Origin of the sequence: Azospirillum argentinense, from assembly GCF_000632475.1 — a bacterium.
In the GTDB taxonomy this organism is placed as follows: domain Bacteria; phylum Pseudomonadota; class Alphaproteobacteria; order Azospirillales; family Azospirillaceae; genus Azospirillum; species Azospirillum baldaniorum.
Window position 1 is genome coordinate 257885 of sequence record NZ_CP007793.1, and the last position, 21995, is coordinate 279879.

The 21995-nt window shown below is 68.9% G+C and carries 26 protein-coding genes; 15 read left to right on the forward strand and 11 right to left on the reverse strand.

Annotated features, from left to right (window positions below; translation table 11 throughout):
• Nucleotides 1–59: 59 nt before the first annotated feature.
• On the reverse strand, nucleotides 60–866 hold the full coding sequence (locus ABAZ39_RS01190; protein ID WP_038525889.1) for a DUF2189 domain-containing protein: 807 nt from the start codon (nucleotides 864–866) through the stop codon (nucleotides 60–62).
• A gap of 261 nt (nucleotides 867–1127) precedes the next feature.
• Between ABAZ39_RS01190 and ihfB the strand changes: the two genes are divergently transcribed.
• From ihfB to ABAZ39_RS01245, 12 genes are all read left to right on the forward strand, one after another.
• Entirely contained in the window at nucleotides 1128–1412 is a 285-nt protein-coding gene (gene ihfB / locus ABAZ39_RS01195) for an integration host factor subunit beta (RefSeq protein ID WP_014239239.1), read from the forward strand.
• An 89-nt stretch (nucleotides 1413–1501) separates the two neighbouring features.
• Entirely contained in the window at nucleotides 1502–1891 is a 390-nt protein-coding gene (locus tag ABAZ39_RS01200) for a lipopolysaccharide assembly protein LapA domain-containing protein (RefSeq protein WP_038525891.1), read from the forward strand.
• A gap of 88 nt (nucleotides 1892–1979) precedes the next feature.
• Nucleotides 1980–2936, forward strand: a complete 957-nt coding sequence (lhpI, locus tag ABAZ39_RS01205; RefSeq protein WP_038525893.1) for a bifunctional Delta(1)-pyrroline-2-carboxylate/Delta(1)-piperideine-2-carboxylate reductase — start codon at nucleotides 1980–1982, stop codon at nucleotides 2934–2936.
• A 14-nt stretch (nucleotides 2937–2950) separates the two neighbouring features.
• The gene (locus ABAZ39_RS01210) at nucleotides 2951–4063 is read left to right on the forward strand and encodes an NAD(P)/FAD-dependent oxidoreductase (protein ID WP_038525894.1); all 1113 of its coding nucleotides are present in this window, start codon (nucleotides 2951–2953) and stop codon (nucleotides 4061–4063) included.
• A gap of 100 nt (nucleotides 4064–4163) precedes the next feature.
• Nucleotides 4164–4307: a hypothetical protein gene (locus ABAZ39_RS36005; protein ID WP_014239243.1), complete on the forward strand. Its 144-nt coding sequence runs from the start codon at nucleotides 4164–4166 to the stop codon at nucleotides 4305–4307.
• A gap of 42 nt (nucleotides 4308–4349) precedes the next feature.
• A complete protein-coding gene (locus ABAZ39_RS01215) occupies nucleotides 4350–4970 on the forward strand; it encodes a hypothetical protein (protein WP_038525896.1) in 621 nt (206 codons plus the stop codon).
• Between the two features lie 104 nt (nucleotides 4971–5074).
• Nucleotides 5075–5788, forward strand: coding sequence for an orotidine-5'-phosphate decarboxylase (pyrF, locus tag ABAZ39_RS01220; RefSeq protein WP_038525899.1), 714 nt, complete (start codon nucleotides 5075–5077; stop codon nucleotides 5786–5788).
• 12 nt (nucleotides 5789–5800) lie between these two features.
• Nucleotides 5801–6445: a phosphoribosylanthranilate isomerase gene (locus ABAZ39_RS01225; RefSeq protein WP_038525902.1), complete on the forward strand. Its 645-nt coding sequence runs from the start codon at nucleotides 5801–5803 to the stop codon at nucleotides 6443–6445.
• Nucleotides 6446–6629: 184 nt separating this feature from the next.
• Nucleotides 6630–7544 (forward strand): diguanylate cyclase, encoded by a 915-nt coding sequence (locus ABAZ39_RS01230; RefSeq protein WP_038525904.1) that lies wholly within the window; start codon nucleotides 6630–6632, stop codon nucleotides 7542–7544.
• Nucleotides 7545–7652: 108 nt separating this feature from the next.
• Nucleotides 7653–8303 (forward strand): uracil phosphoribosyltransferase, encoded by a 651-nt coding sequence (gene upp, locus ABAZ39_RS01235; protein ID WP_014239248.1) that lies wholly within the window; start codon nucleotides 7653–7655, stop codon nucleotides 8301–8303.
• Between the two features lie 153 nt (nucleotides 8304–8456).
• Entirely contained in the window at nucleotides 8457–10181 is a 1725-nt protein-coding gene (locus tag ABAZ39_RS01240) for an ABC transporter permease (RefSeq protein WP_038525907.1), read from the forward strand.
• 104 nt (nucleotides 10182–10285) lie between these two features.
• Nucleotides 10286–11134: a pirin family protein gene (locus ABAZ39_RS01245; protein WP_038525910.1), complete on the forward strand. Its 849-nt coding sequence runs from the start codon at nucleotides 10286–10288 to the stop codon at nucleotides 11132–11134.
• A 66-nt stretch (nucleotides 11135–11200) separates the two neighbouring features.
• On the opposite strand, the gene ABAZ39_RS01250 is transcribed toward ABAZ39_RS01245, so the two are convergent.
• A complete protein-coding gene (locus ABAZ39_RS01250) occupies nucleotides 11201–12229 on the reverse strand; it encodes a Fe(3+) ABC transporter substrate-binding protein (RefSeq protein WP_038525913.1) in 1029 nt (342 codons plus the stop codon).
• Between the two features lie 278 nt (nucleotides 12230–12507).
• Here ABAZ39_RS01250 and ABAZ39_RS01255 point away from each other — a divergent pair, with 278 nt between their 5' ends.
• A complete protein-coding gene (locus tag ABAZ39_RS01255) occupies nucleotides 12508–13020 on the forward strand; it encodes an invasion associated locus B family protein (RefSeq protein WP_014239253.1) in 513 nt (170 codons plus the stop codon).
• Between the two features lie 93 nt (nucleotides 13021–13113).
• On the opposite strand, the gene cobT is transcribed toward ABAZ39_RS01255, so the two are convergent.
• The 5 genes from cobT to ABAZ39_RS01280 all read right to left on the reverse strand — a co-directional run bounded on the left by cobT (nucleotide 13114) and on the right by ABAZ39_RS01280 (nucleotide 17339).
• Nucleotides 13114–14979, reverse strand: a complete 1866-nt coding sequence (gene cobT, locus ABAZ39_RS01260) for a cobaltochelatase subunit CobT (RefSeq protein WP_038525916.1) — start codon at nucleotides 14977–14979, stop codon at nucleotides 13114–13116.
• 9 nt (nucleotides 14980–14988) lie between these two features.
• Nucleotides 14989–15384 carry a type II toxin-antitoxin system VapC family toxin gene (locus tag ABAZ39_RS01265; RefSeq protein WP_038525919.1) on the reverse strand — a complete coding sequence of 132 codons (396 nt, stop codon included), beginning with the start codon at nucleotides 15382–15384 and terminating at the stop codon, nucleotides 14989–14991.
• Nucleotides 15381–15647, reverse strand: a complete 267-nt coding sequence (locus tag ABAZ39_RS01270; protein WP_038525922.1) for an AbrB/MazE/SpoVT family DNA-binding domain-containing protein — start codon at nucleotides 15645–15647, stop codon at nucleotides 15381–15383. The genes ABAZ39_RS01265 and ABAZ39_RS01270 overlap by 4 nt, the downstream gene beginning before the upstream one ends.
• Before the next feature lie 29 nt (nucleotides 15648–15676).
• A complete protein-coding gene (gene cobS, locus ABAZ39_RS01275; RefSeq protein WP_014239256.1) occupies nucleotides 15677–16681 on the reverse strand; it encodes a cobaltochelatase subunit CobS in 1005 nt (334 codons plus the stop codon).
• 73 nt (nucleotides 16682–16754) lie between these two features.
• Nucleotides 16755–17339 carry a J domain-containing protein gene (locus tag ABAZ39_RS01280; protein WP_038525925.1) on the reverse strand — a complete coding sequence of 195 codons (585 nt, stop codon included), beginning with the start codon at nucleotides 17337–17339 and terminating at the stop codon, nucleotides 16755–16757.
• A 165-nt stretch (nucleotides 17340–17504) separates the two neighbouring features.
• On the opposite strand from ABAZ39_RS01280, the gene ABAZ39_RS01285 reads away from it, so the two are divergent.
• Both ABAZ39_RS01285 and ABAZ39_RS01290 read left to right on the forward strand, forming a co-directional pair.
• The gene (locus tag ABAZ39_RS01285) at nucleotides 17505–17777 is read left to right on the forward strand and encodes a BolA family protein (protein WP_014239259.1); all 273 of its coding nucleotides are present in this window, start codon (nucleotides 17505–17507) and stop codon (nucleotides 17775–17777) included.
• Nucleotides 17778–18088: 311 nt separating this feature from the next.
• Nucleotides 18089–18511: a ribbon-helix-helix domain-containing protein gene (locus ABAZ39_RS01290; protein WP_247875127.1), complete on the forward strand. Its 423-nt coding sequence runs from the start codon at nucleotides 18089–18091 to the stop codon at nucleotides 18509–18511.
• 160 nt (nucleotides 18512–18671) lie between these two features.
• Here the strand turns inward: ABAZ39_RS01290 and ABAZ39_RS01295 are convergent, their stop codons facing one another.
• From ABAZ39_RS01295 to ABAZ39_RS01310, 4 genes are all read right to left on the reverse strand, one after another.
• Nucleotides 18672–19286: a DUF2889 domain-containing protein gene (locus ABAZ39_RS01295; RefSeq protein ID WP_035671124.1), complete on the reverse strand. Its 615-nt coding sequence runs from the start codon at nucleotides 19284–19286 to the stop codon at nucleotides 18672–18674.
• A 124-nt stretch (nucleotides 19287–19410) separates the two neighbouring features.
• Nucleotides 19411–19896, reverse strand: a complete 486-nt coding sequence (locus ABAZ39_RS01300; protein ID WP_038525930.1) for a CBS domain-containing protein — start codon at nucleotides 19894–19896, stop codon at nucleotides 19411–19413.
• 113 nt (nucleotides 19897–20009) lie between these two features.
• Nucleotides 20010–21158 carry a 3-dehydroquinate synthase gene (gene aroB, locus ABAZ39_RS01305; RefSeq protein ID WP_038525933.1) on the reverse strand — a complete coding sequence of 383 codons (1149 nt, stop codon included), beginning with the start codon at nucleotides 21156–21158 and terminating at the stop codon, nucleotides 20010–20012.
• A gap of 7 nt (nucleotides 21159–21165) precedes the next feature.
• Entirely contained in the window at nucleotides 21166–21801 is a 636-nt protein-coding gene (locus tag ABAZ39_RS01310; RefSeq protein ID WP_051657734.1) for a shikimate kinase, read from the reverse strand.
• Nucleotides 21802–21995 lie beyond the last annotated feature (194 nt).

Genomic DNA, 21995 nt, shown 5'->3' on the forward strand with positions numbered 1-21995 from the left:
GGTTACGAAAAAGCCGCCGCGGTCACCCCGCGGCGGCTTTTTCCTTTTTCAAACCGCTCTCACCCCTCCTCATCCTCCTTGATGAGGTCGCGGTAAGCGTGCCAACTCGCGTGCCCGACCAGGGGCAGGGCGACGATCAGCCCCAGGAAGCCGGTCAGCAGCCCGGCGCCGGTCACCAGCACGATCAGCCCGGCCCACAGCGCCAGGACGCGCGGGTTGCGCAGCACCGCCATCGCCGAGGCCAGCGCCGCGGCGAAGACGTCCACCGGGCGGTCCATCATCATCGGCAGGGCGGTGACGTTGGTGATGAAGGCGAAGGCGGCGAAGGCGAAGCCCAGCGCCGTGATGAAGACGGTGAACACCAGACCGTCCAAGCTGAACATCTGCGCCACGAAGTGGTCGAGCGCGATGGCCTCGTGCGGGAAGAACAGGGCGAAGGCCACCACGTTCATCCGCGCCCAAATCATCACATAGAGCATCAGGATCAGGCCGGCGGTCAGGATGTGGTAGGGGTTGGCCCGCCACGCGGTCAGCGCCCGCCACAGGCTGGGCCGCCGCCCCTCCTCGACGTCCTTGGAAATCCGGTAGAGGCCGAGCGCCAGGAGCGGAGCGATCAGCAGGAAGGCGCCGATCATCGGCGCGATCAGATAGGCCATCCCGGCCAGCACCAGCCCGCCGGTCAGCGCGAATCCGATGGCGACGAACAGGGCGCCGTAGGCGAGGCTGACCCAGCCCGACGCCCGCAGGTCCATCCAGCCCGCCCGCAGCCAGCCCAGCGCCTGCGCGGTGGTGACGGTGCGGACGCGGTCCGCGTAGGGCAGGCCGGCCAGCGGGTCGGCGGGGCCGGTGTGGTGAGTGTGTGTCATGGCGAACCTCCAACCGGGTCCGGCAACCGGGACCGTGCCAACCAACTCATCGGAAATGGTGCGTTCAAAGGCAATCCGTAAGACGGATTAATCACATTTCGGGCCTTTTTCGGGGCGGAGGTCGGGCAAGCCGGAGCGTTGCCGGGAAAAGGGTTCCGCCAGAAAGGCTTAGCTTGACGGTCACCGGACCCGGTGGCACGCTTGCGCGCAGGTCAAGGAGCGCGGTGCAAGGGCGCTCGAACCGGGGGAAACGGAATCGCCATGACCAAATCAGAGCTGATCCAACGGCTCGCGGAGCGCAATCCGCATCTGTACCAGCGCGACATCGAAAAGATCGTCGGCACCATCTTCGACGAGATCTCCGAAGCGCTCGCCCGCGGCGACCGGGTGGAGTTGCGCGGGTTCGGCGCCTTCTCGGTCAAGCGCCGCGACGCCCGCACGGGCCGGAACCCGCGCACCGGCGAGGCGGTGGAGGTGGGCGAGAAGGCGATCCCCTTCTTCAAGACCGGAAAACAGTTGCGCGAGCGCTTGAACACCGACGAATGATGTCCGTTCATTGACAGACCGTCGCTGACTCAATCGGCCCGGACCCGGCGCTGACCCGGCCCCCGATCATGGATACGAGGACCACACCCGTGCGTTTCATCGCCCTCATCATCGCCGTTCCCATCGCGCTGGCCGCGGTGCTGTTCGCCATTTCCAACCGTGGCCTGGTCACGCTGTCGCTCTGGCCGCTGCCCTTCACGCTGGAGGTTCCGGTCTATCTCGCCACGCTGGTGGCGCTGGTGATCGGCTTCCTGGCTGGCGGCGTCGTCGCCTGGAACGCCCAGCGCCGCCACCGCCGCCGCGCCCGCCGCTCCTCGGACCGCGTGTCCTACCTGGAGCGCGAGTTGAAGGAGACGCAGGCCCGCGCCGCCGCCGCGGAAAAGCGTCTGGCCGAGATGAACCGCCCGCTGTCCGGCACCGCCGGCCTGCCCGCGGTGACCGGGTCCGGCGCCGCCCTGCCGGCGACCACGGTCCACTGACCGCCCGCCGGTAACCCCTTCGGCCTCCCGTCCGGCCGGGGGGCGGGAGGGGGGTTCCGCTTTGCCGGACCTGTGGAGGGAGCCGCCGATGCGCACCGTCACCGGAGCCGAGCTGAAATCCGTCCTGCACTTCCGCATGCTGATCGAGCGCATGCGGCAGACCTTCCGCGCCGGGGTCGAGGTGCCGATGCGGCACCACCACACGGTCGAGACCTACGGCCAGAACGACGGCACGCTGCTGCTGATGCCGGCGTGGCAGGTCAACCAGTCCATCGGCGTCAAGGTGGTCACCGTCTTCCCCGACAACGGGGCGAAGGACTTGCCGGCGGTTCAGGGCCTCTACCTGCTGATGGACGGCAAGACGGGGATGCCCCAGGCGGTTCTGGACGGCACCGCCCTGACCAAGCGGCGCACCGCGGCGGCCTCCGCGCTCGCCGCCTCCTACCTCGCGCGGCCCGACTCGGAGCGGCTGCTGATGGTCGGCACCGGGGCGCTGGCGCCCGAGCTGATCGAGGCCTTCGCCACCGTCCTGCCGATCAAGCATGTCCTGGTCTGGGGCCGCAGCCTGGAGAAGGCGAAGAAGGTGGCCAGCCGCTTCCACCGCCCGAAATTCCGCATCGAGGCCACCGCCGATCTGGAGGGGGCGGTGCGCGGCGCCCAGGTGATTTCCTGCGCCACGCTGGCGAAGGAGCCACTGATCCGCGGCGAGTGGCTTCAGCCGGGCGCCCATCTCGACCTCGTCGGCGGCTTCACCCCGGAGATGCGCGAGGCGGACGACGACTGCATCCGCCGCTCCCGCGTCTTCGTGGACACCCGCGAGGGCGCCTGCACGGAGGCGGGGGACATCGTGCAGCCGATGAAGGCCGGCATCCTGACCGACGCGGACATCGCCGGCGACCTCTACGACCTGACCCGCGGCCAGCGCGCCGGGCGCCGCTTCTACGACCAGATCACCCTGTTCAAGTCGGTCGGCACCGCGCTGGAGGATCTCTGCGCCGCCCAGCTGGCGGTGGAGATGGTGATCCACAACGACACGATCCGCTGAGGCGTTTTTCCATCATGACTCTCCGCATCACCGTCGTCGGCGCCGGCATCATGGGGCTGTGCACCGCCTGGGCGCTGGCCCGCGCCGGGCACGAAGTCGCGGTCTTCGACCAGGGACAGGTGCCCAACCCCTTCGGCAGCTCCGTCGACCAGCACCGGCTGTTCCGCCACGCCTACGGCGCCAGCGCCGGCTACGCCCGCATGGCCGACACCGCCTTCCAGGCGTGGGAGCGGCTGTGGACCGATCTGGGCGAACGGCTGCTCGTCCCCAGCGGTACGCTCTGCACTGCCTCGGCGGAGGACGGGCGGCGCTGGCTGGCCGACAGCGTCGAAGTGCTGGAGTCGCTGGGCCATCCTGTCCGCCGCCTGACCCCGGCGCAGATCGCCGCGGAGTTCCCGCTGGTCGACGCCAACGCCGTGGCGGAGGGGCTGCATCTGGAGTCGGGCGGCGTGCTGCTCGCCGGGCGCATCGTGGAGCTGCTCAGCCACCATCTGAACGCGCTGGGGGTGACGGTTCACGCGCGTGCCCCCGTGACGGCCATCGACGCCGAGCGCGCCACGGTGACGCTGGCCGACCGCCGCACCATCGGCGCCGACGCGCTGGTGGTCGCCGCCGGGGCCTGGGTGACCAAGCTGCTGCCGGAAACGGCGGCGCGCCTGACCCCGTCACGGCAGGTCGTGGCCTACCTGATGCCGCCGGAGGGGCTGCGCGGCGTCTGGGCCAAGGCGCCGATGCTGATCGACGCGGACGGGGAGAGCGGAGTCTACGTCGTTCCCCCGGTGGCCGGCACGACGATGAAGGCGGGCGACCACCGCTTCTCGCGCGTCGGCGACCCGGACACCGACCGCGACCCCGATCCGGACGAGGCGCGCGACGTGCTGGACCGCGCCCGCCGGGTGCTGGCGGGCGGCCACCGCTACAGCCTCGCCAACGCGGCGACCTGCTTCTACACGGTGACCGACGACGAGGGCTTCGTGGTCGAGCCGCTGTCCGCCCGCTGCTGGCTGATGAGCGCCTGCTCCGGCCACGGCTTCAAGTTCGCCCCGGCGCTGGGCGAGGCGCTGGCGGACGCCATCGGCGATCCGGCGCGGGCGTCCGAACTGCCTGATTGGGCCGCCGGGCGCTGAGCGCCCTCCCGGAACCGGCGGAACGGTGCGGCTCCACCCCTGTTGAGAGGGCAATCAGCCTGCTTTGGCTGAAGCCTTACCGACAGGGAGTGAAGCATCCATGGCCGACGAACCTCGCAAAGTGGGTGTCTATGACACGGACGGCAACCGGACGGCGACGGGCGGTGCGGCCGGCTCCATGAACTGGTGGGTCATCGCGCTGGTCGTGCTGGTGGTCCTCGCCCTCCTCTATTTCTTCCTCTGAGTCCGGACCGCGTCCGGATCGGACCAGCACAGGAGCGGGTTCATGAACAAGAAGACCATTGTCGCGCTGTATGACGATCTGTCCGGCGCCGAACGCGCGCTGAGCGAACTCGAAGCCGCCAATCTGCGGCAGGACTTCACCATGATGGGCGCCGACAGCGCGAAGCTGGGCTCCTCGTCCAGTCTGGCCACCGAGAACCGGCTGGAAAGCTGGCGCCACGCCGCCGACTTCGGGGGGGACCCGAACTTCGACGCCCGCGACCGCCGCGTCTCCATGCTGACCGGTGTCGGCGTGACGCGGGAGGACGCAGAGGTCTTCGCCGAGGGCGTGCGCCGCGGCGGCGTGCTGCTGGTTGGCCGGGTCGAGGAGTCGATGTGCGACTCCGCGCTGGCCGTCATGCAGCGCCACGGCTCGGTGGACATTCCCGGCCGGGCGCAGGGCTACCGCGAGGCCGGCTGGAGCGGCTATGACGCCGCCACCGCCGATTACGACAGCGCCCAGGTCGCCGAGGAGCGCCGCCGCGCCGCCGCCGCCTCGCTGCGCGACGTCAACACGCAGGGCGCCAACCCGGCAGCAGGCGCTCCGGCGGCCACGCCGATCGCGACTCCGATGGGCACCCCGGCGACTCCGCCGACCGGCCGCGTCGACGTGAACCGCGAATAGCGGTTCCGACCCACTCTCCGGCCCCGGAAGTCTGGTGATTGCCGCCGGCCCTTGTTAGGCTGCGCGCCATCACCACCTTCCAGGGTTCGGAGAGCCGTTTTTCCATGAGCACGCCCAGCATCGCGCCCGCCTCGCGCATCTTCTGCGCCGTCGACACGACCGACCTCGACACCGCCCGCGACCTCGGCCGGCGGATCGCGGGGGTGGTCGGCGGGATCAAGCTGGGGCTGGAGTTCTTCATCGCCCATGGCCCGACGGGCATCCGCACGGTGATCGGCGAGGATGGCCCGCCGCTGTTCCTCGACCTCAAGCTGCACGACATCCCCAACACGGTGGCGGGCGGCATCCGGGCGGCGCTGCCGCTGAAGCCCGCCTTCCTGACCATCCACACCTCCGGCGGCCCGGCGATGATGCGCGCGGCGGCGGACGCCGCGGCCAGCGCGGGCGCGGACCGTCCGAAGATCCTCGCCGTCACCGTGCTGACCAGCATGGACGCTGCCGACCTCCAGGCCGTTGGGCAGAGCGTCCCGGTGGCCGATCAGGTGAAGCGGCTGGCGCTGCTCGCCAAGGAGTCGGAGGTAGATGGCGTCGTCTGCTCCCCCGCCGAGGTGGCGCTGATCCGCGAGGCCTGCGGGCCGGACTTCATCCTGATGGTGCCGGGCATCCGCCCCGCCTGGGCCGCCGCCAACGACCAGAAGCGCGTCATGACCCCGGCCGAGGCGCTGGCCGCCGGGGCGGACCATCTGGTCATCGGGCGCCCGATCACCGGTGACGCCGATCCGGAAGCCGCCGCCCGACGTATCGTTTCGGAACTGTAAGGATCTGTTCCCATGTCCGTCAGCGTGAAGATCTGCGGCCTCACCGAGCCCCTGTCGCTGCACGCCGCGGTCGCCGGCGGGGCGCGCTACGTCGGCTTCGTCTTCTACCCGCCGAGCCCGCGCTCCATAGCACCGTCCATGGCGGCGGAGCTGGCGCGGCTGGTCCCGACGGGCGTGCGCACGGTCGGGCTGTTCGTCGATCCGGAAAACGACTTCCTGGAGCATGTGGTCAGCCAGGTCCCCTTCGACCTGATCCAGCTCCACGGCAAGGAGACGCCGCGCCGCATCGCCGAGGTGAAGGCGGCCTTCAACATCCCGGTGATGAAGGCGATCAAGGTCGGCGGGCCGGAGGATCTGGCCGCCGCGCTGGAGGCCGCCGAGGTCGCCGACCGTCTGCTGTTCGACGCCAAGCCGCCGGCCAAGGTGTCGGCCCTGCCGGGCGGCAATGGCATCGCCTTCGACTGGACGCTGCTCGCCGGGCGGAGCTGGCCGAAACCCTGGATGCTGTCCGGCGGGCTGAAGCCGGAGAACGCGGCGGAGGCGGTGCGGACGACCGGCGCCACGGCGCTCGACGTGTCGTCGGGCGTGGAGGACCGTCCCGGCCACAAGGACCCGGAGCTGATCCGCCGCTTCCTGGACAGCGTGGCCGGGCTGTGACGCCGCGTCGCGGCGAGGCATTTGAATAAAATTTGATGTTGCCGCGGGGCTTTCCCTTTTGGCGCATAGGCACAACTTAATCGCACGACCGGGTTGCGGACCCGGGGTATGACTTCGTGCGATACTGTTGGCATCCGCCGGCTGCGACCGATGGATGTGTCCGAAGGGAAGCCGTGCAAGCCCGATGACCAACTCGTCCGACACACGCTCGCCATCCGACAGCCTCGGCCTCGTCCTCGACGAGCATTTGCGATGGATCGGGCAGTGGCACCGCGCCGTTTTCTTCCGCGGCGGGCAGGGGGGCGAGCGGGTGTCGGCCCCGGCCTCCTTCGCGGCGTGGTGCGTGGCGGTCAACGCCGACGATCTGGCCCACCAGCCCGCCGTCGAGAAGCTGGTCACCCTGCATGAGCAGATGCACCGCAAGGCCAAGCTGCTTCTGCTGAAGGCGGCCGGCGGCGAGAGCCCCAGCGAGGCCGACTATGAGGGGGTGATCGCCCGGTTCGAGGAGTTCGTCCTGCATCTGCGCCGGGTCGAGCGCGCCTTCGGCGCGGCGGCGAGCGGGCTGGACCCGCTGACCGGCCTGCGCACCCGCCGCGGCATGCAGGAGGCGTTGGAGCGCGAGCACAACCGCTTCCGCCGCAACGGCCCGGCCTTCTGCGTCGCCATCTGCGACATCGACCGCTTCAAGGGCATCAACGACACCTACGGCCACGACATCGGGGATCGCGTCCTGGCCGCCACCGCCGCCGCCATCAGCCGGGGCATCCGCAGCTTCGACGAGGCCTTCCGCATGGGCGGGGAGGAATTCCTGATCTGCCTGAAGGAAACCGGCCTCGCCGAGGGCTTCCGGGTCATCGAGCGGCTGCGCGGCGAGCTGGCGCGGACGCCGGTGACGCTGCCGGACGGGCGGCGGATCGCGGTCACCGCCTCCTTCGGGCTGGTCGAGGCCGGGGAGGATCTGCCGGTGGAGGAGATGGTGGTCTGCGCCGACCGCGCCCTCTATCAGGCGAAGAACAGCGGCCGCAACCGCGTGGTCCGCTACGGGGTCGACCAGCCGGAGGTTGCGGCGGGGCGATCGGCGCTTCCCAACCGCCGCTGATTTTCGTCTCGCGAGCGGTGCATCCGGCGGGATCGCTTAAGGGCGGCTTGGCCGAAGCGGGTCCGCCGGGTTAGGATCGGGGTCTAGACAGGCCGCGGCACGAGATCCATGCGCACCCACACCGAATTTCCCAATCTGTTCATCCTCGACCACCCGCTGATCCAGCACAAGCTGACGCTGATGCGGGCCAAGGAACGCTCCACCGGCGGCTTCCGCACCCTGCTGCGCGAGATTTCGCTGCTGATGGGCTATGAGATCACCCGCGACCTGCCTTTGACGACCGAGCGGATCGACACGCCGCTCCAGCCCATGGACGCGCCGGTCATCGCCGGCAAGAAGCTGGCCATCGTGCCGGTGCTGCGCGCCGGCCTCGGCATGGCCCAGGGCCTGCACGAGCTGGTGCCGTCGGCGCGCGAGGGGCACATCGGCCTCTACCGCGACCACGACACCAAGATGCCGCACGAGTATCTGGTGAAGCTGCCGGAGGCCGAAGGCCGCCTGTTCATCGTGGTGGACCCGATGCTGGCGACCGGCAACTCCGCCGTCCACGCCTGCGACGTGCTGAACCGCCACGGCGTGGACGACGAAAACATACGCTTCATGGCGCTGGTCGCGGCGCCTGAGGGCATGCGCGTCTTTGCCGCCGCCCACCCGCGGGTGAAGGTCTTCACCGCCTCGCTCGACAGCCATCTCGACGAGAACGCCTACATCGTCCCCGGCCTGGGCGACGCCGGCGACCGCATGTTCGGCACCAAGTAACCGCATGTTCGGCACCAAGTAACCGTAAACGGCGGCCGCATCCCTGTCATACCATCAGGGGAAAGGGATGCGGCATGTTGTCATTGCGAGTTATTCGCACAGTGTGAGACCATAGGGCTCCCGTTCGACACATCCCTATGGGCGTAACCGGCCTTGACGACGGACACCTTTCAAACCCCCGGCCCGACACCGGGCGGCCCGGTTCAGGCCGCCGGCTTCCATTCCTCCCTGTGGCAACGCATCGGTTTCAGCGGTTGGACGCTGGCGACGCTGGTGATCGCGGCGCTGGTCACCCTGCCGGTGCTGGCGGTGATCAGCCGCGTCTTCGTGCCAACGGACGGGGTGTGGCAGCATCTGGTCGACACGGTGCTGGCGGAGTATCTGCTGAACACCGTGCGCCTCGTCTTCGGGGTGGGGGTGGGCACGCTGGTCATCGGGGTGGGCACCGCCTGGCTGGTCACCATGTGCCGGTTCCCCGGCAGCCGTACGCTGGAGTGGGCGCTGCTGCTGCCGATGGCGGTGCCGGCCTACGTCATGGCGTACGTGTACACCGACCTGCTCCAGTTCGTCGGCCCGGTGCAGACCGCGCTGCGCGAGCTTTTCCACTGGTCGCGGCGGGATTACTGGTTTCCCGACATCCGTACGCTCGAAGGCGCCGCGTTGATGATGACGCTGGTGCTGTACCCGTACGTCTATCTGCTGTCGCGCGCTGCCTTCCTGGAGCAGTCCGTCTGCGTGCTGGAGGTCAGCCGTACGCTCGGCCGCGGACCGTGGCGCAGCTTCTTCACGGTGGCGCTGCCGCTGGCCCGCCCCAGCATCGTCGCTGGTCTCGCGCTGGTGCTGATGGAGGTGCTGGCCGATTTCGGTACCGTGCAGTATTTCGCGGTGAACACCTTCGTCACCGGCATCTACCGGACATGGTTCGCCATGGGGCAGCCGGTGGCGGCGGCGCAGTTGGCCGCCGTGCTGATGATGTTCGTTCTGGTGCTGGTGCTGATGGAGCGCTGGTCGCGCCGTCAGGCCCGTTACCACCACACCACCACCCGCTACCGCCGCCTGCCCAAGCACCAGCTGACCGGCTGGCGCGCCGCCGCCGCCATGACGGCCTGCGGGCTGCCGCTGCTGCTCGGCTTCCTGCTGCCCGCCGGATTGCTGGTGCGCATGGCGGTCACCGCCGGGGACCAGGCCTTTGGGCCGGTGTTCCTGACGCTGGCCCGCAACAGCTTCACGCTGGCGGCGCTGGCCGCGGTGCTGGCGGTGTCGCTGGCGCTGGTGCTGGCCTACGGGCAGCGGCTGCGCCCGACGCCGCTGCTGAAGGGCGCGGTGCGCGTCGCCGCCATGGGCTACGCCATTCCCGGCTCGGTGATCGCGGTTGGCGTGCTGATTCCCTTCGCCCATCTCGACAACGCCGTCGACGCCTTCATGCGCCAGACCTTCGGCGTGTCCACCGGCCTGCTGCTGAGCGGCACCATCGCGGCGGTGCTGTTCGCCTATCTGGTGCGCTTCCTGGCGGTGTCCTTCAACACGATCGAGGCCAGCCTGGGCAAGATCCGCCCGACGATGGACTTCGCCTCGCGCGTGCTCGGCCACACGGCGGGGCGGACGCTGATCCGGGTGCACGCGCCGATCATGTGGGGCAGCCTGCTGACCGCCGGCCTGCTGGTCTTCGTCGACGTGATGAAGGAGCTGCCGGCGACGATGATCGTGCGGCCCTTCAACTTCGACACGCTGGCCGTGCGCGTCTACACGCTGGCCTCCGACGAGCGGCTGACCGAGGCCGCCACGGGGGCGCTGGCCATCGTCGCGGTGGGCATCGTGCCGGTGATCCTGCTCAGCCTGTCGATCAGCCGCTCCCGCCCCGGCCAGACGGACGAGTGAGGCTGTTGTCCCCGCCGCAACAGTGTTGAGCGGCGGTGGGGCTTTATCCGGTGCCCTGGAAAGAATACCTCTCTCTCAGCGATGTTGCTTGAGGAGAGCGTCCGATGACCGCCGAAACCGTCCGCCCCGTCCTGACCGCCGTCGAAGGCATGGAAGCGTCCGACGGGGCCGGCGTGCGCATGACCCGCATGGTCGGCACGCCGCGCCTGCGCATGCTCGACCCCTTCCTGATGCTGGACTACTTCGGGTCCGACACGCCGCAGGACTATCTGGCCGGCTTCCCCGACCACCCGCACCGCGGTTTCGAGACGGTCACCTACATGCTGGCCGGCCGCATGCGCCACTGGGACAACCACGGCCATGAGGGCGTGATCGAGACCGGCGGCGTGCAATGGATGACCGCCGGGCGCGGCGTGATCCATTCCGAGATGCCGGAGCAGACCGAAGGGTTGATGAAGGGCTTCCAGCTCTGGATCAACCTGCCGGCGCGGCTGAAGATGTCGGAGCCCGCCTACCAGGAGTTCGCCGCCGACCGCATCCCGGTCGAGACGCGCGAGGGCGGGACCACGGTGACGGTGATCGCCGGCACCACCGGCAACGGCACCGCCGGCCCGGTGCGCAGCGGCCCGACGGAGGCCCGCTACTTCGACGTCAATCTGCCGGCGGGTGCCACCTTCTCCGAGCCGGTGCCCGCCGGCCACGCGGCGGCGCTGGTGGTCTTCGAAGGATCGGTGGTGGCGCCCGGCAGCTCCGTCCGGCTGGGCGGGCCGCGGGTTCTGGTGCTGGGCGAGGGCGACCGGGCGGAGATCACCGCCGGCCCGTCCGGCGCGCGCTTCCTGCTGCTCTCCGGCCGCCCGCTCGGCGAGCCGGTGGCCTGGGGCGGCCCCTTCGTCATGAACAGCCGCGAGGAGGTGATGCAGGCCTACCGCGACTACGAAGAGGACAAGTTCTAAATCCACAAACAAAAAGGGCGCGTCTCCACCGCTGGGACGCGCCCCTTCGCTACGCCGGACGGTGGCTTACTTCCAGCCGGCGCGATCCATGATCTTCAGAGCCTCGGCGTTGTTCTTGCCGTAGACGGCGGCGTTCAGCGGGTCTTCCTTGAACTTGCCCCAGGTGACCAGCACCGGCGCGGTCTCGGCCCCGGCGACGATCGGGTACTCGTAGTTCTTCTCCGTGAACATCTTCTGGGCCTCGGGGCTGACCAGATACTCCAGGAACTGGATGGCCTGCTCCTTGTTCGGCGCGTTCTTCATGACGCCGGCGCCGGAGACGTTCACATGGGTGCCGCGACCGTCCTGGTTGGGGAAGATCACGCCCAGCTTGTCCGCGATGGCCTTGTCCTCCGGCTTGGCGGAGGAGGCGATGCGGGCGAAGTAGTAGGTGTTGGTCACGGCCACGTCGCCTTCGTTGGCGGCCACGCCCTTGATCTGGTCGGTGTCGCCGCCCTGCGGCTTGCGCGCCATGTTGGCGACGACGCCCTTGGCCCAATCCTCCGTCGCCTTCTCGCCGTGGGCGGCGAGCAGCGAGCCGACGAGCGACTGGTTGTAGACGCTGGTCGAGGAGCGGACGAGGACGCGGTCCTTCCACTTCGGATCGGCCAGTTCCTCGTAGGTCTTGATCTCGTCCGGCTTCACCGAGGCCTTGTTGTAGACCAGGATGCGGGCGCGCTTGGAGATGCCGAACCAATGGCCTTCCGGCTCGCGCAGGTGGGCCGGGATGGCCTCCTCCATGACCTTGGAGCGGGTCGGCTGGAGCAGACCGGCTTCCTGGGCGCGCCACAGGCGGCCGGCGTCGACGGTGATGAACACGTCGGCGGGGCTGTTGCCGCCTTCGGTCTTCATCCGCTCGATCAGCTCCTCTTCCTTGCCCTCGATGACGTTGATCTTGATGCCGGTCTTCTTGGTGAAGGCGTCGTAGAGGTCCTTGTCCACATCGTAATGGCGCGCGGAGTAGACGTTCACCTCGGCGGCGCTGGCGAGACCCGTCATGGTCAGCAGCGTGGCGGCGAAGGTGGCGGCAAAGACGCCGCGCGATCCGATGTGCATCCTCGTGACTCCCGAATTCTTGTCGGTTCACGCCCGCAATTGCGAAGCGTTCTCATGCGCCGACTTGACCATTCGGGGGCCGGGGTGTCAAGCGTGAACGATAAGCATTCTCAATATTCAAAAAGGATGCGGAGCGGAACGATCATCGCGGACTAAGACGCCAACCAAAGGTGTAAAGGCTTGTTCGTCTTTGGGGTATGCCTATAATCCGTTCGCGATACCCGCCGTCGGGCGGGAGGTCGAGCGGCCGAACGGGACGACAGATGGGGAGCGTCAGGATGCGTTGGACAGGTCTCTTCGCTTTTGGTGCGGCGCTGCTGTCCGCGCTGGCCGTCACGCCGGCCTCTGCCGTCGATTTTTCCAAGTCCGCCGCCGAGTACGGCCCGGAGGGCGCCTGGACCAGCCGCTGCGAGATCGACCGGATGACCGACACCAAGGTCTGCCGGCTGATGAACTACCGGCTGTTCGACGACGGCAAGGAGGTCGGCTTCGTGGCGCTGAGCGTCATCCCGACCGGCAACGACTACCACCTGTTCCTGACGACCAGCCAGGGTATGATCGACAACTGCGCCATCCGCGTCGACCGTCAGCCGCGGATCGAGACGCAGATCGCCACGCTCAACATGTGCATGTTCCCGAACTTCGTGTCGGGCCGCGTGGTCGACCAGTTCCGCAACGGCTCCACGGTGCTGGTCCGCGTGAATTTCCTGCGCGCCGGCAAGCGCGACATCGACTTCCCGCTGAACGGCTTCTCGCGCAACTTCGAAGAGATGCAGCGCAGCCTGCAGTGACCGGACGAACCGGGCGGCATCAACAGAAACGGCGCGGAGTGATCCGCGCCGTTGTCGATTGTGCTGTTGTCGTTTCCGGTCCTGTCTTCGGCCTCAGCGCCAGCCGCTGCGGCCCCGGCGGTCGTCCTCGTCGAACAGCTCGGCCAGCTTGTTCATCATGGTGCCGCCCAACTGCTCGGCGTCCACGATGGTGACGGCGCGGCGGTAGTAGCGGGTCACGTCGTGGCCGATGCCGATGGCCACCAGCTCGACCGGCGAGCGGGTCTCGATGTAATCGATCACCTGCCGCAGATGCCGCTCCAGATAGTTGCCGGCGTTGACCGACAGGGTCGAGTCGTCCACCGGCGCGCCATCGGAGATCACCATCAGGATGCGCCGCTGTTCGGGCCGCCCGATCAGGCGGTTGTGCGCCCACATCAGCGCCTCGCCGTCGATGTTCTCCTTCAGGATGCCTTCGCGCAGCATCAGGCCGAGATTCTTGCGGGCGCGGCGCCAGGGCTGGTCGGCGTCCTTGTAGATGATGTGGCGCAGGTCGTTCAGGCGGCCGGGGTTGGCGGGCTTGCCCGAGGAGATCCAGTTCTCGCGCGCCTGTCCGCCCTTCCAGGCGCGGGTGGTGAAGCCCAGCACCTCCACCTTCACCGCGCAACGCTCCAGCGTGCGGGCCAGGATGTCGGCGCTCATCGCGGCGATGGAGATCGGCCGCCCGCGCATCGAGCCGGAGTTGTCGATCAGCAGCGACACCACCGTGTCGCGGAAATCCATCTCCTTCTCCTTCTTGAAGGAGAGGGGAAGGACCGGATTCACGACGATGCGGGCGAGACGGGCGGCGTCGAGGATGCCGTCGTCCAGGTCGAACTCCCACGACCGCTGCTGCTTGGCCAGGAGGCGGCGCTGCAGGCGGTTGGCCAGCTTGGAGATCACCCCCTGGAGATGGACGAGCTGCTGGTCCAGCATGTGGCGCAGCCGGGCCAGCTCCTCCGGGTCGCACAGCTCCGCGGCGTCGACCACCTCGTCGAAGCGGGTGGTGAATGGCTTGTAGGCGTTGGGGTCAGGCTCGTTGCGGCGGCTGGCCTCCGGGCGCCAGGGCTGGCCGGGGCCGGCGGGCTCCTCCGCCCCTTCGCCCTGGCCCATCTCGGTGTCGCCCTCCTCGCCGGTGCCCTCCTCGGCCTGCTCGCCCTGGTCGGACTCCTGCGTCTCCTGCGAGGTCATCGATTCGGCCTGGCTCTGGGTGTCGTCCTCACCCTGGGTCTGGCCCTTGTTCGGCTCGTTCTCGTTCTCGCCGGAGTCGCGCTCGTCCTCCTCCGGCTCCTGCGGCTCGTCGGGGTCGTTGCCGACCTCCATGTCCAGCTCGGTCAGCAGCTTGCGCACGGCGCGGGCGTAGGCGTCCTGGTCGGCCATGTGGCCGGCGAGCCCGTGCAGGTCCTTGCCCAGCCGCTCCTCGATCCAGCCGCGCCACAGGCTGACCGCGTGCTCGGCGGCGGGGGGCGGGGCGGCGCCGGTCATCGCCTCGCGGGCGATCAGGCGCAGCACCTCGGGCAGGGGGACCTGTTCGCGCTCCTCCAGCCGCTCGAAGCCCTGCTTGTGGTAGCGCTCGTCCAGCGCCGCTTCCAGGTTCGCGGCCACGCCGGGCATGTGGCTGGCGCCCAGCGCCTCGCAGCGGGCCTGCTCCAGCGCGTCGTAGGCGGCGCGGGCGCTGTCGCCCAGCGGCATGCGCTGGAGATGGATGGCGTTGTCATGGAAGCGCAGCCGGAGCGACACGGCGTCCGCGGCGCCGCGCAGCGTCGCGACGTCATGCGGGTTCAGGTCGCGCGCCGGGGTGGGAATGCGCACGCGCAGGCCGGCGACGCCGGGCGGCTCGGTGGAGAAGCCCACCTGCACGTCGGCCCGGCGGGAGAGGGCCCGCACCGCGGCGGCGGTGGAGCGCTTGAAGGCCTCGACGGGGTTTTCACGGTCGGTCATGGTGGGCTGTCAGCTCAAAATCTGGAATTCCGGCAGCCGGGCTGCCTTTCGGTCGAACGTCAGCGTGGTGGCGCAGCCGGCGTCCCGGTTGCGGAGGCCGATCAGGGCGTCGGAAAAGTCGAAGCCTTGCCGGTGCAGGGCCGATGCGGTCCGCGCGGCCGTTTCGCTTTCCACCCGGATGTCCGCGTTGTCGAGGATGAGGTCTAGGATGCGCGCGATGGTCTCACGGTCCCGGCGCATGACGCCTTCCAGAACCCAGACGAACTCGTACAGGACGATGTCGCCGACGAAGCAAACCTCACCATCGGCGACCAGGGCGCGAACGGCGGTCCGCGCCTTGGCGGCTTGGTCCGGATCGTTCTCCACCACCAGCCGAAGCAGGACGTTGGTGTCCAATCCGATCACGACGTCCGGTCCTGTGGTTCGGCGTGCCGTTCCGCCATGCGCCGGCGGATCGCGTCGTCCATTTCTTCCTGGGACAGGGCGCGCGTGAACGTGCCCCCGCTGCCGATGAGATCGTCCAGACTGTGGGGGCGGGGTCTGACCAAGACGGTGCGGTCGTCGCGCAGGATCAACTCGACGCGGTCGCCGGGCTTCACGCCCAGCCGCTCGCGCAGATCCTGAGGCAACGCCAACTCGCCGTTTGGTCCGACCTCGATGTACCCCATTGCCGGCCTTTCCCTCGGCTCGCCCCCCGTCACACCAGGTTGGCCTGAACCCCCGTCTCCGGCAGTTCGGTGCCGAAGCAGCGCTGGTAGTATTCGGCGACGGTCGGCCGCTCCACCTCGTCGCACTTGTTCAGGAAGGTGATCCGGAACGCGAAGGCGATGTCGTTGAAGATGTTGGCGTTCTGCGCCCAGGTGATGACCGTGCGCGGGCTCATCACGGTGGAGATGTCACCGTTGATGAAGCCGGCGCGGGTCAGGTCGGCCAAGCGCACCATCGACGCCACGGTCTTGCGGCCGGCCTCGCTGTCGTACTCCGGCACTTTGGAGGCGACGATCTTCACCTCGGCGTCCACCGGCAGGTAGTTCAGCGTCGCCACGATGTTCCAGCGGTCCATCTGGCCCTGGTTGATCTGCTGCGTGCCGTGGTAGAGGCCGGTGGTGTCGCCCAGGCCGACGGTGTTCGCCGTGGCGAACAGGCGGAAGGCCGGGTGCGGGCGGATGACGCGGTTCTGGTCGAGCAGGGTCAGCTTGCCTTCCACCTCCAGCACGCGCTGGATCACGAACATCACGTCGGGACGGCCCGCGTCATACTCGTCGAAGACCAGCGCGCAGGCGTGCTGGAGCGCCCAGGGCAGGATGCCTTCGCGGTATTCCGTCACCTGGACGCCGTCGCGCAGGACGATGGCGTCCTTGCCCATCAGGTCGATGCGGCTGATGTGGCTGTCCAGATTGATGCGGATGCAGGGCCAGTTCAGGCGCGCAGCCACCTGTTCGATGTGGGTGGACTTGCCGGTCCCGTGATAGCCCTGGACCATGACGCGACGGTTGTAGGCGAAGCCCGCCAGGATCGCGAGCGTCGTGTCGCGGTCGAAGCGGTAGGCTTCGTCGATGTCCGGCACATGCTCCGTGCGCTGGCTGAAGGCCGGCACCTGCATGTCGCTGTCGATGCCGAACACTTGACGCACCGACAGGGTGATGTCGGGAACGTGATCGAACAGGGCCGAGCTGGCCTGGGTGGCTCCTTGAGAAGGCATGGGAGGTTCTTATCGTTCCAACGTGTCTGTTGTCGGGGCCGCCCGGCCAATCTGGTCCGGCCAACCGTCGGGGTTACGCACCATAGCAGGCTTTCAGCGTGTTGTAGGCCTGATTGATCTCCTTCAACTTTTCTTCGGCCGCCTTGTCCCCGCCGTTGGCGTCGGGATGGTGGATTTTCACCAGCTCGCGGTAGCGCGCCTTGATGCGCGGGAAATCCACCGGCGGGGCGAGGTCGAGGACGACCAGCGCCTCCTCCTCCGCGCTGCGGGCGGCCTGGCGGCGCTGCTTGCTCTCCTCGGACTGGTCCTTGCCGGCCTCGCGTCCGAACTCGAAGCTGAAGCCGTGCATCGCGCGGTCGCGCAGGAACTTCTCCTGCACCCCCCAGAAGCCGAGCGGCCAGCTCGGCCGCTGCCACGTGGTGTCGCGGCGGACCTCGGCCTCGATCTGCTCGGGCTTCATGCCGGCGTAATAGTCCCAGGCGCGGTTGTATTCGCGCACATGGTCAAGGCAGAACCAGTAGTAGTCGTTGAGCTGCCGACGGCTCTTCGGCGCCCGGTACTCGCCCTCGCCGGCACAGCCCGGATGATCGCAGGCGCGCACGGCGGTGCGCGGCTGGTCGTAGCGGCTGAAGTCGTAGCGGGTGCGTGGCTTGCTCATGTGCGAAGTATGGGAAGAGGCATCCTTTCTGGCAAGCGCACGCAAGGGGACGGTGCCGACCTGCGGAAAATGGCCGGTCTGCGGCATTGGCGTCTTGACGGGAGCGATGCCGCGCCGTCACCTCAATCCAAAACCCGACCCAGCCCAAACCCAGTGAGGACCCCCATGGAATACGCCACCCGCATGCGCCGGAAGCTGACCGACGCGCTGGCCCCCGAGCGGCTCGACATCCAGGACGATTCCGGTCGGCACGCCGGCCATGGCGGCGCCCACCCGGAGGGCGAGACGCATTTCCACGTCACCATCGTCTCCGCCGCCTTCGCCGGGAAGTCGCGCGTGGAGCGCCAGCGGCTGGTCTATGGCCTGCTGGCCCAAGAAATGGCGGAGCGCGTTCACGCCCTCGGCCTGACCACGCTGACGCCCGAGGAGGCCCGCTGACAGCAACGCCGACAAGAACGCCCGGCCGCCATCCGTGCAGCAAGGGAAAAGCGCCACCTGCAAATGCATACATACGCATGCAACTACTAGAGGTTCTTTTCCGTCTTCAAACATAATTGGAGTGCTGCCGTGGTTGCAATTCTCGCTGTATTTAGTAGAGTGCAGCGCATGCAACCAATCAATGCGCCGTGGGCGATGCACTTTTCGCGCGTCGTCCGGCGGGTTCGTGGAGAGGGCGGCGTATGGCGAAGCGCGGGCCGAAGAAGCGGTTAACAGTGAATCCCACCGCGTGTGTGGAGCCGCTGAAGAGCATGAACATCATGATTGCCGGGCGCCGCACGAGCATGCGTCTGGAGCCGACCATGTGGGACGCTCTGGAGGACATCGCCCGCCGCGAAGGCCTGACGGTCAACGGTCTCTGCACCCTGATCAAGGACCGGCTGGACGAGCAGATCCGGCGGCGCGGCCCGGGCGCGGACAATGCGGAGGTCACCCTGACCTCGGCGGTCCGCGTCTTCATCGCGGCCTATTTCCGCCGGGCCTGCACGGAGGACGGCCATGTCCAGGCCGGGCATGGCGGGGGAGACCCCTTCGTCGGCACGCCCTTCGACCTGCCGCCGCTGGACGAGCTGGACCGGCCGGAAAGCGGTGCCGACACCACGGCGTCCACCATGCCGCCGGCGGCCAGCCCGGCCACGCCGGGCGAAGGCTTGCGGTCCGCTCTGGAGGCGTGACGGTCCGACCGTCCCGATTCGGGAAAAGAGAGAGGGCGCGTCCATGGGGGCGCGCCCTTTTTTTCTGTGGTCGAGGGTGCCACGGCCGAGTGTGCTGCGGTCGAGGCGGGGAAGCGCGGTTCCTCGGGGTTGGGGGCTCTCGCGTAAACCGGCCGCCGTCTCAGTCCGCGGCGTCGCGCGGACGGTCGCCGGTGTAGTGGTCGGGCCAGTTCTTCCGCACGACCTCGCCGTTGCTGTCGAAGATGTGGCAGGTGTTCAGCAGCACCGGGCGCTTGGTGCGCAGCATGTCCTCCTTGCTGCCCGCCTCGCCGCCACCGGCCGCCCGGGCCTTCTCGGCCTGCTCGCGCGCCAGGATGGGGTAGATGGTCTGGAAGGCGGTGGTGGCGATCGGCCCCAGAAGCTCCACCAGATGCGTGCAGCCCTGGACGCCGCCCAGACGCTCCTTCACCGCGCGGGTCCAGCCCGGCCCGATCTTCAGCCCGACCAGCCGCTGGAAATTGGGGGTGACGGAGCCGCAGGTGCGGTAGGGGCTCTTCTCCGTCACCGCCTCGACCGCCTGGACGGTCAGGTCGTTGTCCACCGTCAGGCGAAGCCACATGCCGTGCACCGGGTCGCCGGGCAGGATCTGGCCGCGCTGCTCGGTGTGGAAGGCGTAGCTCTTCACGTCGGTCAGATGGCCTTCGACATCCCACAACCCATCGGTCCGCCGATAGCCCCGGCAAGTGACTTCCCGGGTGTGGATCGGTTCGCGTGCGGCGGGCTCGGACAGCGGCATGGGACTCTCTGACGTTCGGCCTAATTCGGATGGCCGGGTTGTTGGGGCGTACCCTGGAATATCGGTGGGGCCAGCGTTCAGGTCAAGCCGGCTTCGCCGCATTGCAGCATTACGTCCCCGTGGTTCATGGGGGAACGCTGGCGGAGTAGTTCGACCCGAAGATGAAGGCCTCGCGGTCGCGGATCTCGTCTTCCAGATGGGCGCGGACTACGGCGAACAGGTCGCGGATGGAGACGATGCCCATCACCATGCCGTCCGACTCGCCGTCCGCGGTGACCGGCAGGTGGCGGTAGTGGTGGCGCTCCATCAGGTCCAGCGCCTCATAGGCGTGAGCGTCCGGTCCCAGCGTGTCGGGAGAAGCGGTCATGACCTCGGCGAGCCGGGTCGCCGCGGGATCACGGCCGGCGGCGACGACGCGGGCCGCGAGATCGCGCTCCGTGAAGATGCCCTTCAGCGTCCGGCCCCCCTTCGGCCGGTCCTGAGTGACGAGGAGGGCGGCGACGCGGCGCTCCGCCATCAGAACGGCGGCATCCCGGACGCTGGCCTCCGGGGGCAGGCAGACGAGCTGCTGGTCCTTGATGACGTCGGGGATGAGCTTGCGGTTCGGCATGTCCAGTCTCCCTTTTTGGGGCGGCTTTTCCTCGCATCTTGGACGCGAATCGGAACTGTCGTTAACTCTGACAGTTTGCCACCCCAACGGTCAAGGGATTATGGTGCAGCGCATCAGCGCGCGACGGCATCCTCCAGTAGCGCCCGCACCACCGCCGGATCGACATCGCGCTGGGTGAAGGCGTCGCCCAGCGCGCGCACCAGCACGAAGGTGATGCGCCCGTCCTTGACCTTCTTGTCCTTGGCCATGGACAGGATCAGCCCGTCGACGTCCCACTCCACGCCGGGCACGTCGGCGGGGCGGACCGGCAGGCCGACGCGGGCCAGATGGGCGCGCGCCTTCTCGGCGTCCGCCGCCGGGCACAGCCCCAGCCGCACCGACAGGTCGAAGGCCAGGACCATGCCGATCGACACCGCCTCGCCGTGCAGCAGGCGGGAGCCGAAGCCGGTCGCCGCCTCCAGCGCGTGGCCGAAGGTGTGGCCGAGATTCAGCAGGGCGCGGTCGCCGCTCTCCCGCTCGTCCACGCCGACGATGGCGGCCTTGGCCCGGCAGCTTTCGGTGACGGCGTGGCGGCGGGCGTCGCTGTCGCCGGCGACCACCCGCTCGCCGTTCTCCTCCAGCCAGGCGAAGAAGCCGGGCAGGCGGATCAGCCCGTACTTCACCACCTCGGCGTAGCCGGCCAGCACCTCGCGCCGCGGCAGGGTGTCCAGCGTGGCGGTGTCGGCGATGACCAGACGCGGCTGGTGGAAGGCGCCGATCAGGTTCTTGCCGTGCGGGCTGTTGATGCCGGTCTTGCCGCCGACCGAGCTGTCCACCTGGCTCAGCAGCGTGGTCGGCACCTGGATGAAGTCGATGCCGCGCAGCGCCGAGGCGGCGGCGAAGCCGGTGATGTCGCCGATCACCCCGCCGCCGAGCGCCAGCAGGACCGCCGACCGCTCGATCCCGCGCGCCAGGACGGCGTCCATCAGCCGTTCGAAATGGGCAATGTCCTTAGTCTTCTCGCCCGCCGGCAGGACGATGGCCTGGGTCGGCTCGATGCCGGCGTCGCGCAGCGTGCGCTCCAGTGTCGGCAGATGCCGCGGGGCGACGTTCTCGTCGGTGACGACGATGGGCGCCTTGCCCCCGGTGATCGCGGCGATGCGCGGCCCGGCGCCGTCGAGCACCCGGTCGCCGACCAGGATGTCGTAGCTGCGCGGACCGAGGTCGAGGCGGACGGTGTCGATGGCGGCGGGAGTGTCTGAGGTGGGGGTGTCTGAGGTCATGGCGGGATCAGGGCTTGTCGTGGTGGTGGTGCGCCGGGTGGCGGTGATGATGATGGTGCGCGTGGGGCAGGGTGATGCCGAAATGCGCCTCCAGCGCCTCGATCACCTGCTCCACGGTCGCCTCCGGCGGGCGCTCGTCGCTGATCACCGTCAGGTCGGCCTCCGCATAGACGGGGTAGCGGGCGGTCATCAGCCGGCTCAGAATCTCCTTGGGATCGCCGGCGTTCAGCAGCGGGCGGTGGGTGCGCCGCGCCGTGCGGGCCAGCAGCACGTCCAGCTCGGCGCGCAGCCAGACCGACAGGCCGTGGGCGCGGATGGCCGCGCGCGTCTCCGGGTCCATGAAGGCGCCGCCGCCGGTCGCCAGGATGTGCACCGGCTGTTCGGTCAGCAGCCGGGTGATGATCCGCCGCTCCACCGAGCGGAACACCGCCTCGCCGTCGCGGGCGAAGATTTCCGCGATGGAGCAGCCCGCCGCCGTCTCGATCTCCGTGTCGGCGTCGGTGAAAGGCAGGTGCAGCCGCGCGGCCAGCCGCCGGCCGATCGCGCTCTTGCCCGCGCCCATCAGGCCGACCAGCACCACCGTCCTCGGAAGGGTCTTCGACGGGTCCGGCGGCTGTCCCTGCGGTGATGGGCGGGCGGTCATGGTGCTGTGGACTTTCCTGATGCTGTTCCGGCCTGATGCGGCCGGAGGGCGGGTGTTCGATTCGGTCGCAGGGGCCTGCGCATGTTGCGCAGCGGCGCCCCCGTGGCTAAAGTGGTACGTCCTGCGTTCATCGGCCATCGGGCCAGCGGTGCGGACGGTGTGCGATGATTAGCATGAAAGCGCACCCTTGTCCC

Coding starts and splice junctions, on each gene's coding strand:
- ABAZ39_RS01190 (WP_038525889.1), bottom strand. CDS start 866: ATGACACACACTCACCACACCGGCCCCGCCGACCCGCTGGCCGGCCTG.
- ihfB (WP_014239239.1), top strand. CDS start 1,128: ATGACCAAATCAGAGCTGATCCAACGGCTCGCGGAGCGCAATCCGCAT.
- lhpI (WP_038525893.1), top strand. CDS start 1,980: ATGCGCACCGTCACCGGAGCCGAGCTGAAATCCGTCCTGCACTTCCGC.
- ABAZ39_RS01210 (WP_038525894.1), top strand. CDS start 2,951: ATGACTCTCCGCATCACCGTCGTCGGCGCCGGCATCATGGGGCTGTGC.
- ABAZ39_RS36005 (WP_014239243.1), top strand. CDS start 4,164: ATGGCCGACGAACCTCGCAAAGTGGGTGTCTATGACACGGACGGCAAC.
- ABAZ39_RS01215 (WP_038525896.1), top strand. CDS start 4,350: ATGAACAAGAAGACCATTGTCGCGCTGTATGACGATCTGTCCGGCGCC.
- pyrF (WP_038525899.1), top strand. CDS start 5,075: ATGAGCACGCCCAGCATCGCGCCCGCCTCGCGCATCTTCTGCGCCGTC.
- ABAZ39_RS01225 (WP_038525902.1), top strand. CDS start 5,801: ATGTCCGTCAGCGTGAAGATCTGCGGCCTCACCGAGCCCCTGTCGCTG.
- ABAZ39_RS01230 (WP_038525904.1), top strand. CDS start 6,630: ATGACCAACTCGTCCGACACACGCTCGCCATCCGACAGCCTCGGCCTC.
- upp (WP_014239248.1), top strand. CDS start 7,653: ATGCGCACCCACACCGAATTTCCCAATCTGTTCATCCTCGACCACCCG.
- ABAZ39_RS01245 (WP_038525910.1), top strand. CDS start 10,286: ATGACCGCCGAAACCGTCCGCCCCGTCCTGACCGCCGTCGAAGGCATG.
- ABAZ39_RS01250 (WP_038525913.1), bottom strand. CDS start 12,229: ATGCACATCGGATCGCGCGGCGTCTTTGCCGCCACCTTCGCCGCCACG.
- ABAZ39_RS01255 (WP_014239253.1), top strand. CDS start 12,508: ATGCGTTGGACAGGTCTCTTCGCTTTTGGTGCGGCGCTGCTGTCCGCG.
- cobT (WP_038525916.1), bottom strand. CDS start 14,979: ATGACCGACCGTGAAAACCCCGTCGAGGCCTTCAAGCGCTCCACCGCC.
- ABAZ39_RS01270 (WP_038525922.1), bottom strand. CDS start 15,647: ATGGGGTACATCGAGGTCGGACCAAACGGCGAGTTGGCGTTGCCTCAG.
- cobS (WP_014239256.1), bottom strand. CDS start 16,681: ATGCCTTCTCAAGGAGCCACCCAGGCCAGCTCGGCCCTGTTCGATCAC.
- ABAZ39_RS01280 (WP_038525925.1), bottom strand. CDS start 17,339: ATGAGCAAGCCACGCACCCGCTACGACTTCAGCCGCTACGACCAGCCG.
- ABAZ39_RS01285 (WP_014239259.1), top strand. CDS start 17,505: ATGGAATACGCCACCCGCATGCGCCGGAAGCTGACCGACGCGCTGGCC.
- ABAZ39_RS01290 (WP_247875127.1), top strand. CDS start 18,089: ATGAACATCATGATTGCCGGGCGCCGCACGAGCATGCGTCTGGAGCCG.
- ABAZ39_RS01295 (WP_035671124.1), bottom strand. CDS start 19,286: ATGCCGCTGTCCGAGCCCGCCGCACGCGAACCGATCCACACCCGGGAA.
- ABAZ39_RS01300 (WP_038525930.1), bottom strand. CDS start 19,896: ATGCCGAACCGCAAGCTCATCCCCGACGTCATCAAGGACCAGCAGCTC.
- aroB (WP_038525933.1), bottom strand. CDS start 21,158: ATGACCTCAGACACCCCCACCTCAGACACTCCCGCCGCCATCGACACC.
- ABAZ39_RS01310 (WP_051657734.1), bottom strand. CDS start 21,801: ATGACCGCCCGCCCATCACCGCAGGGACAGCCGCCGGACCCGTCGAAG.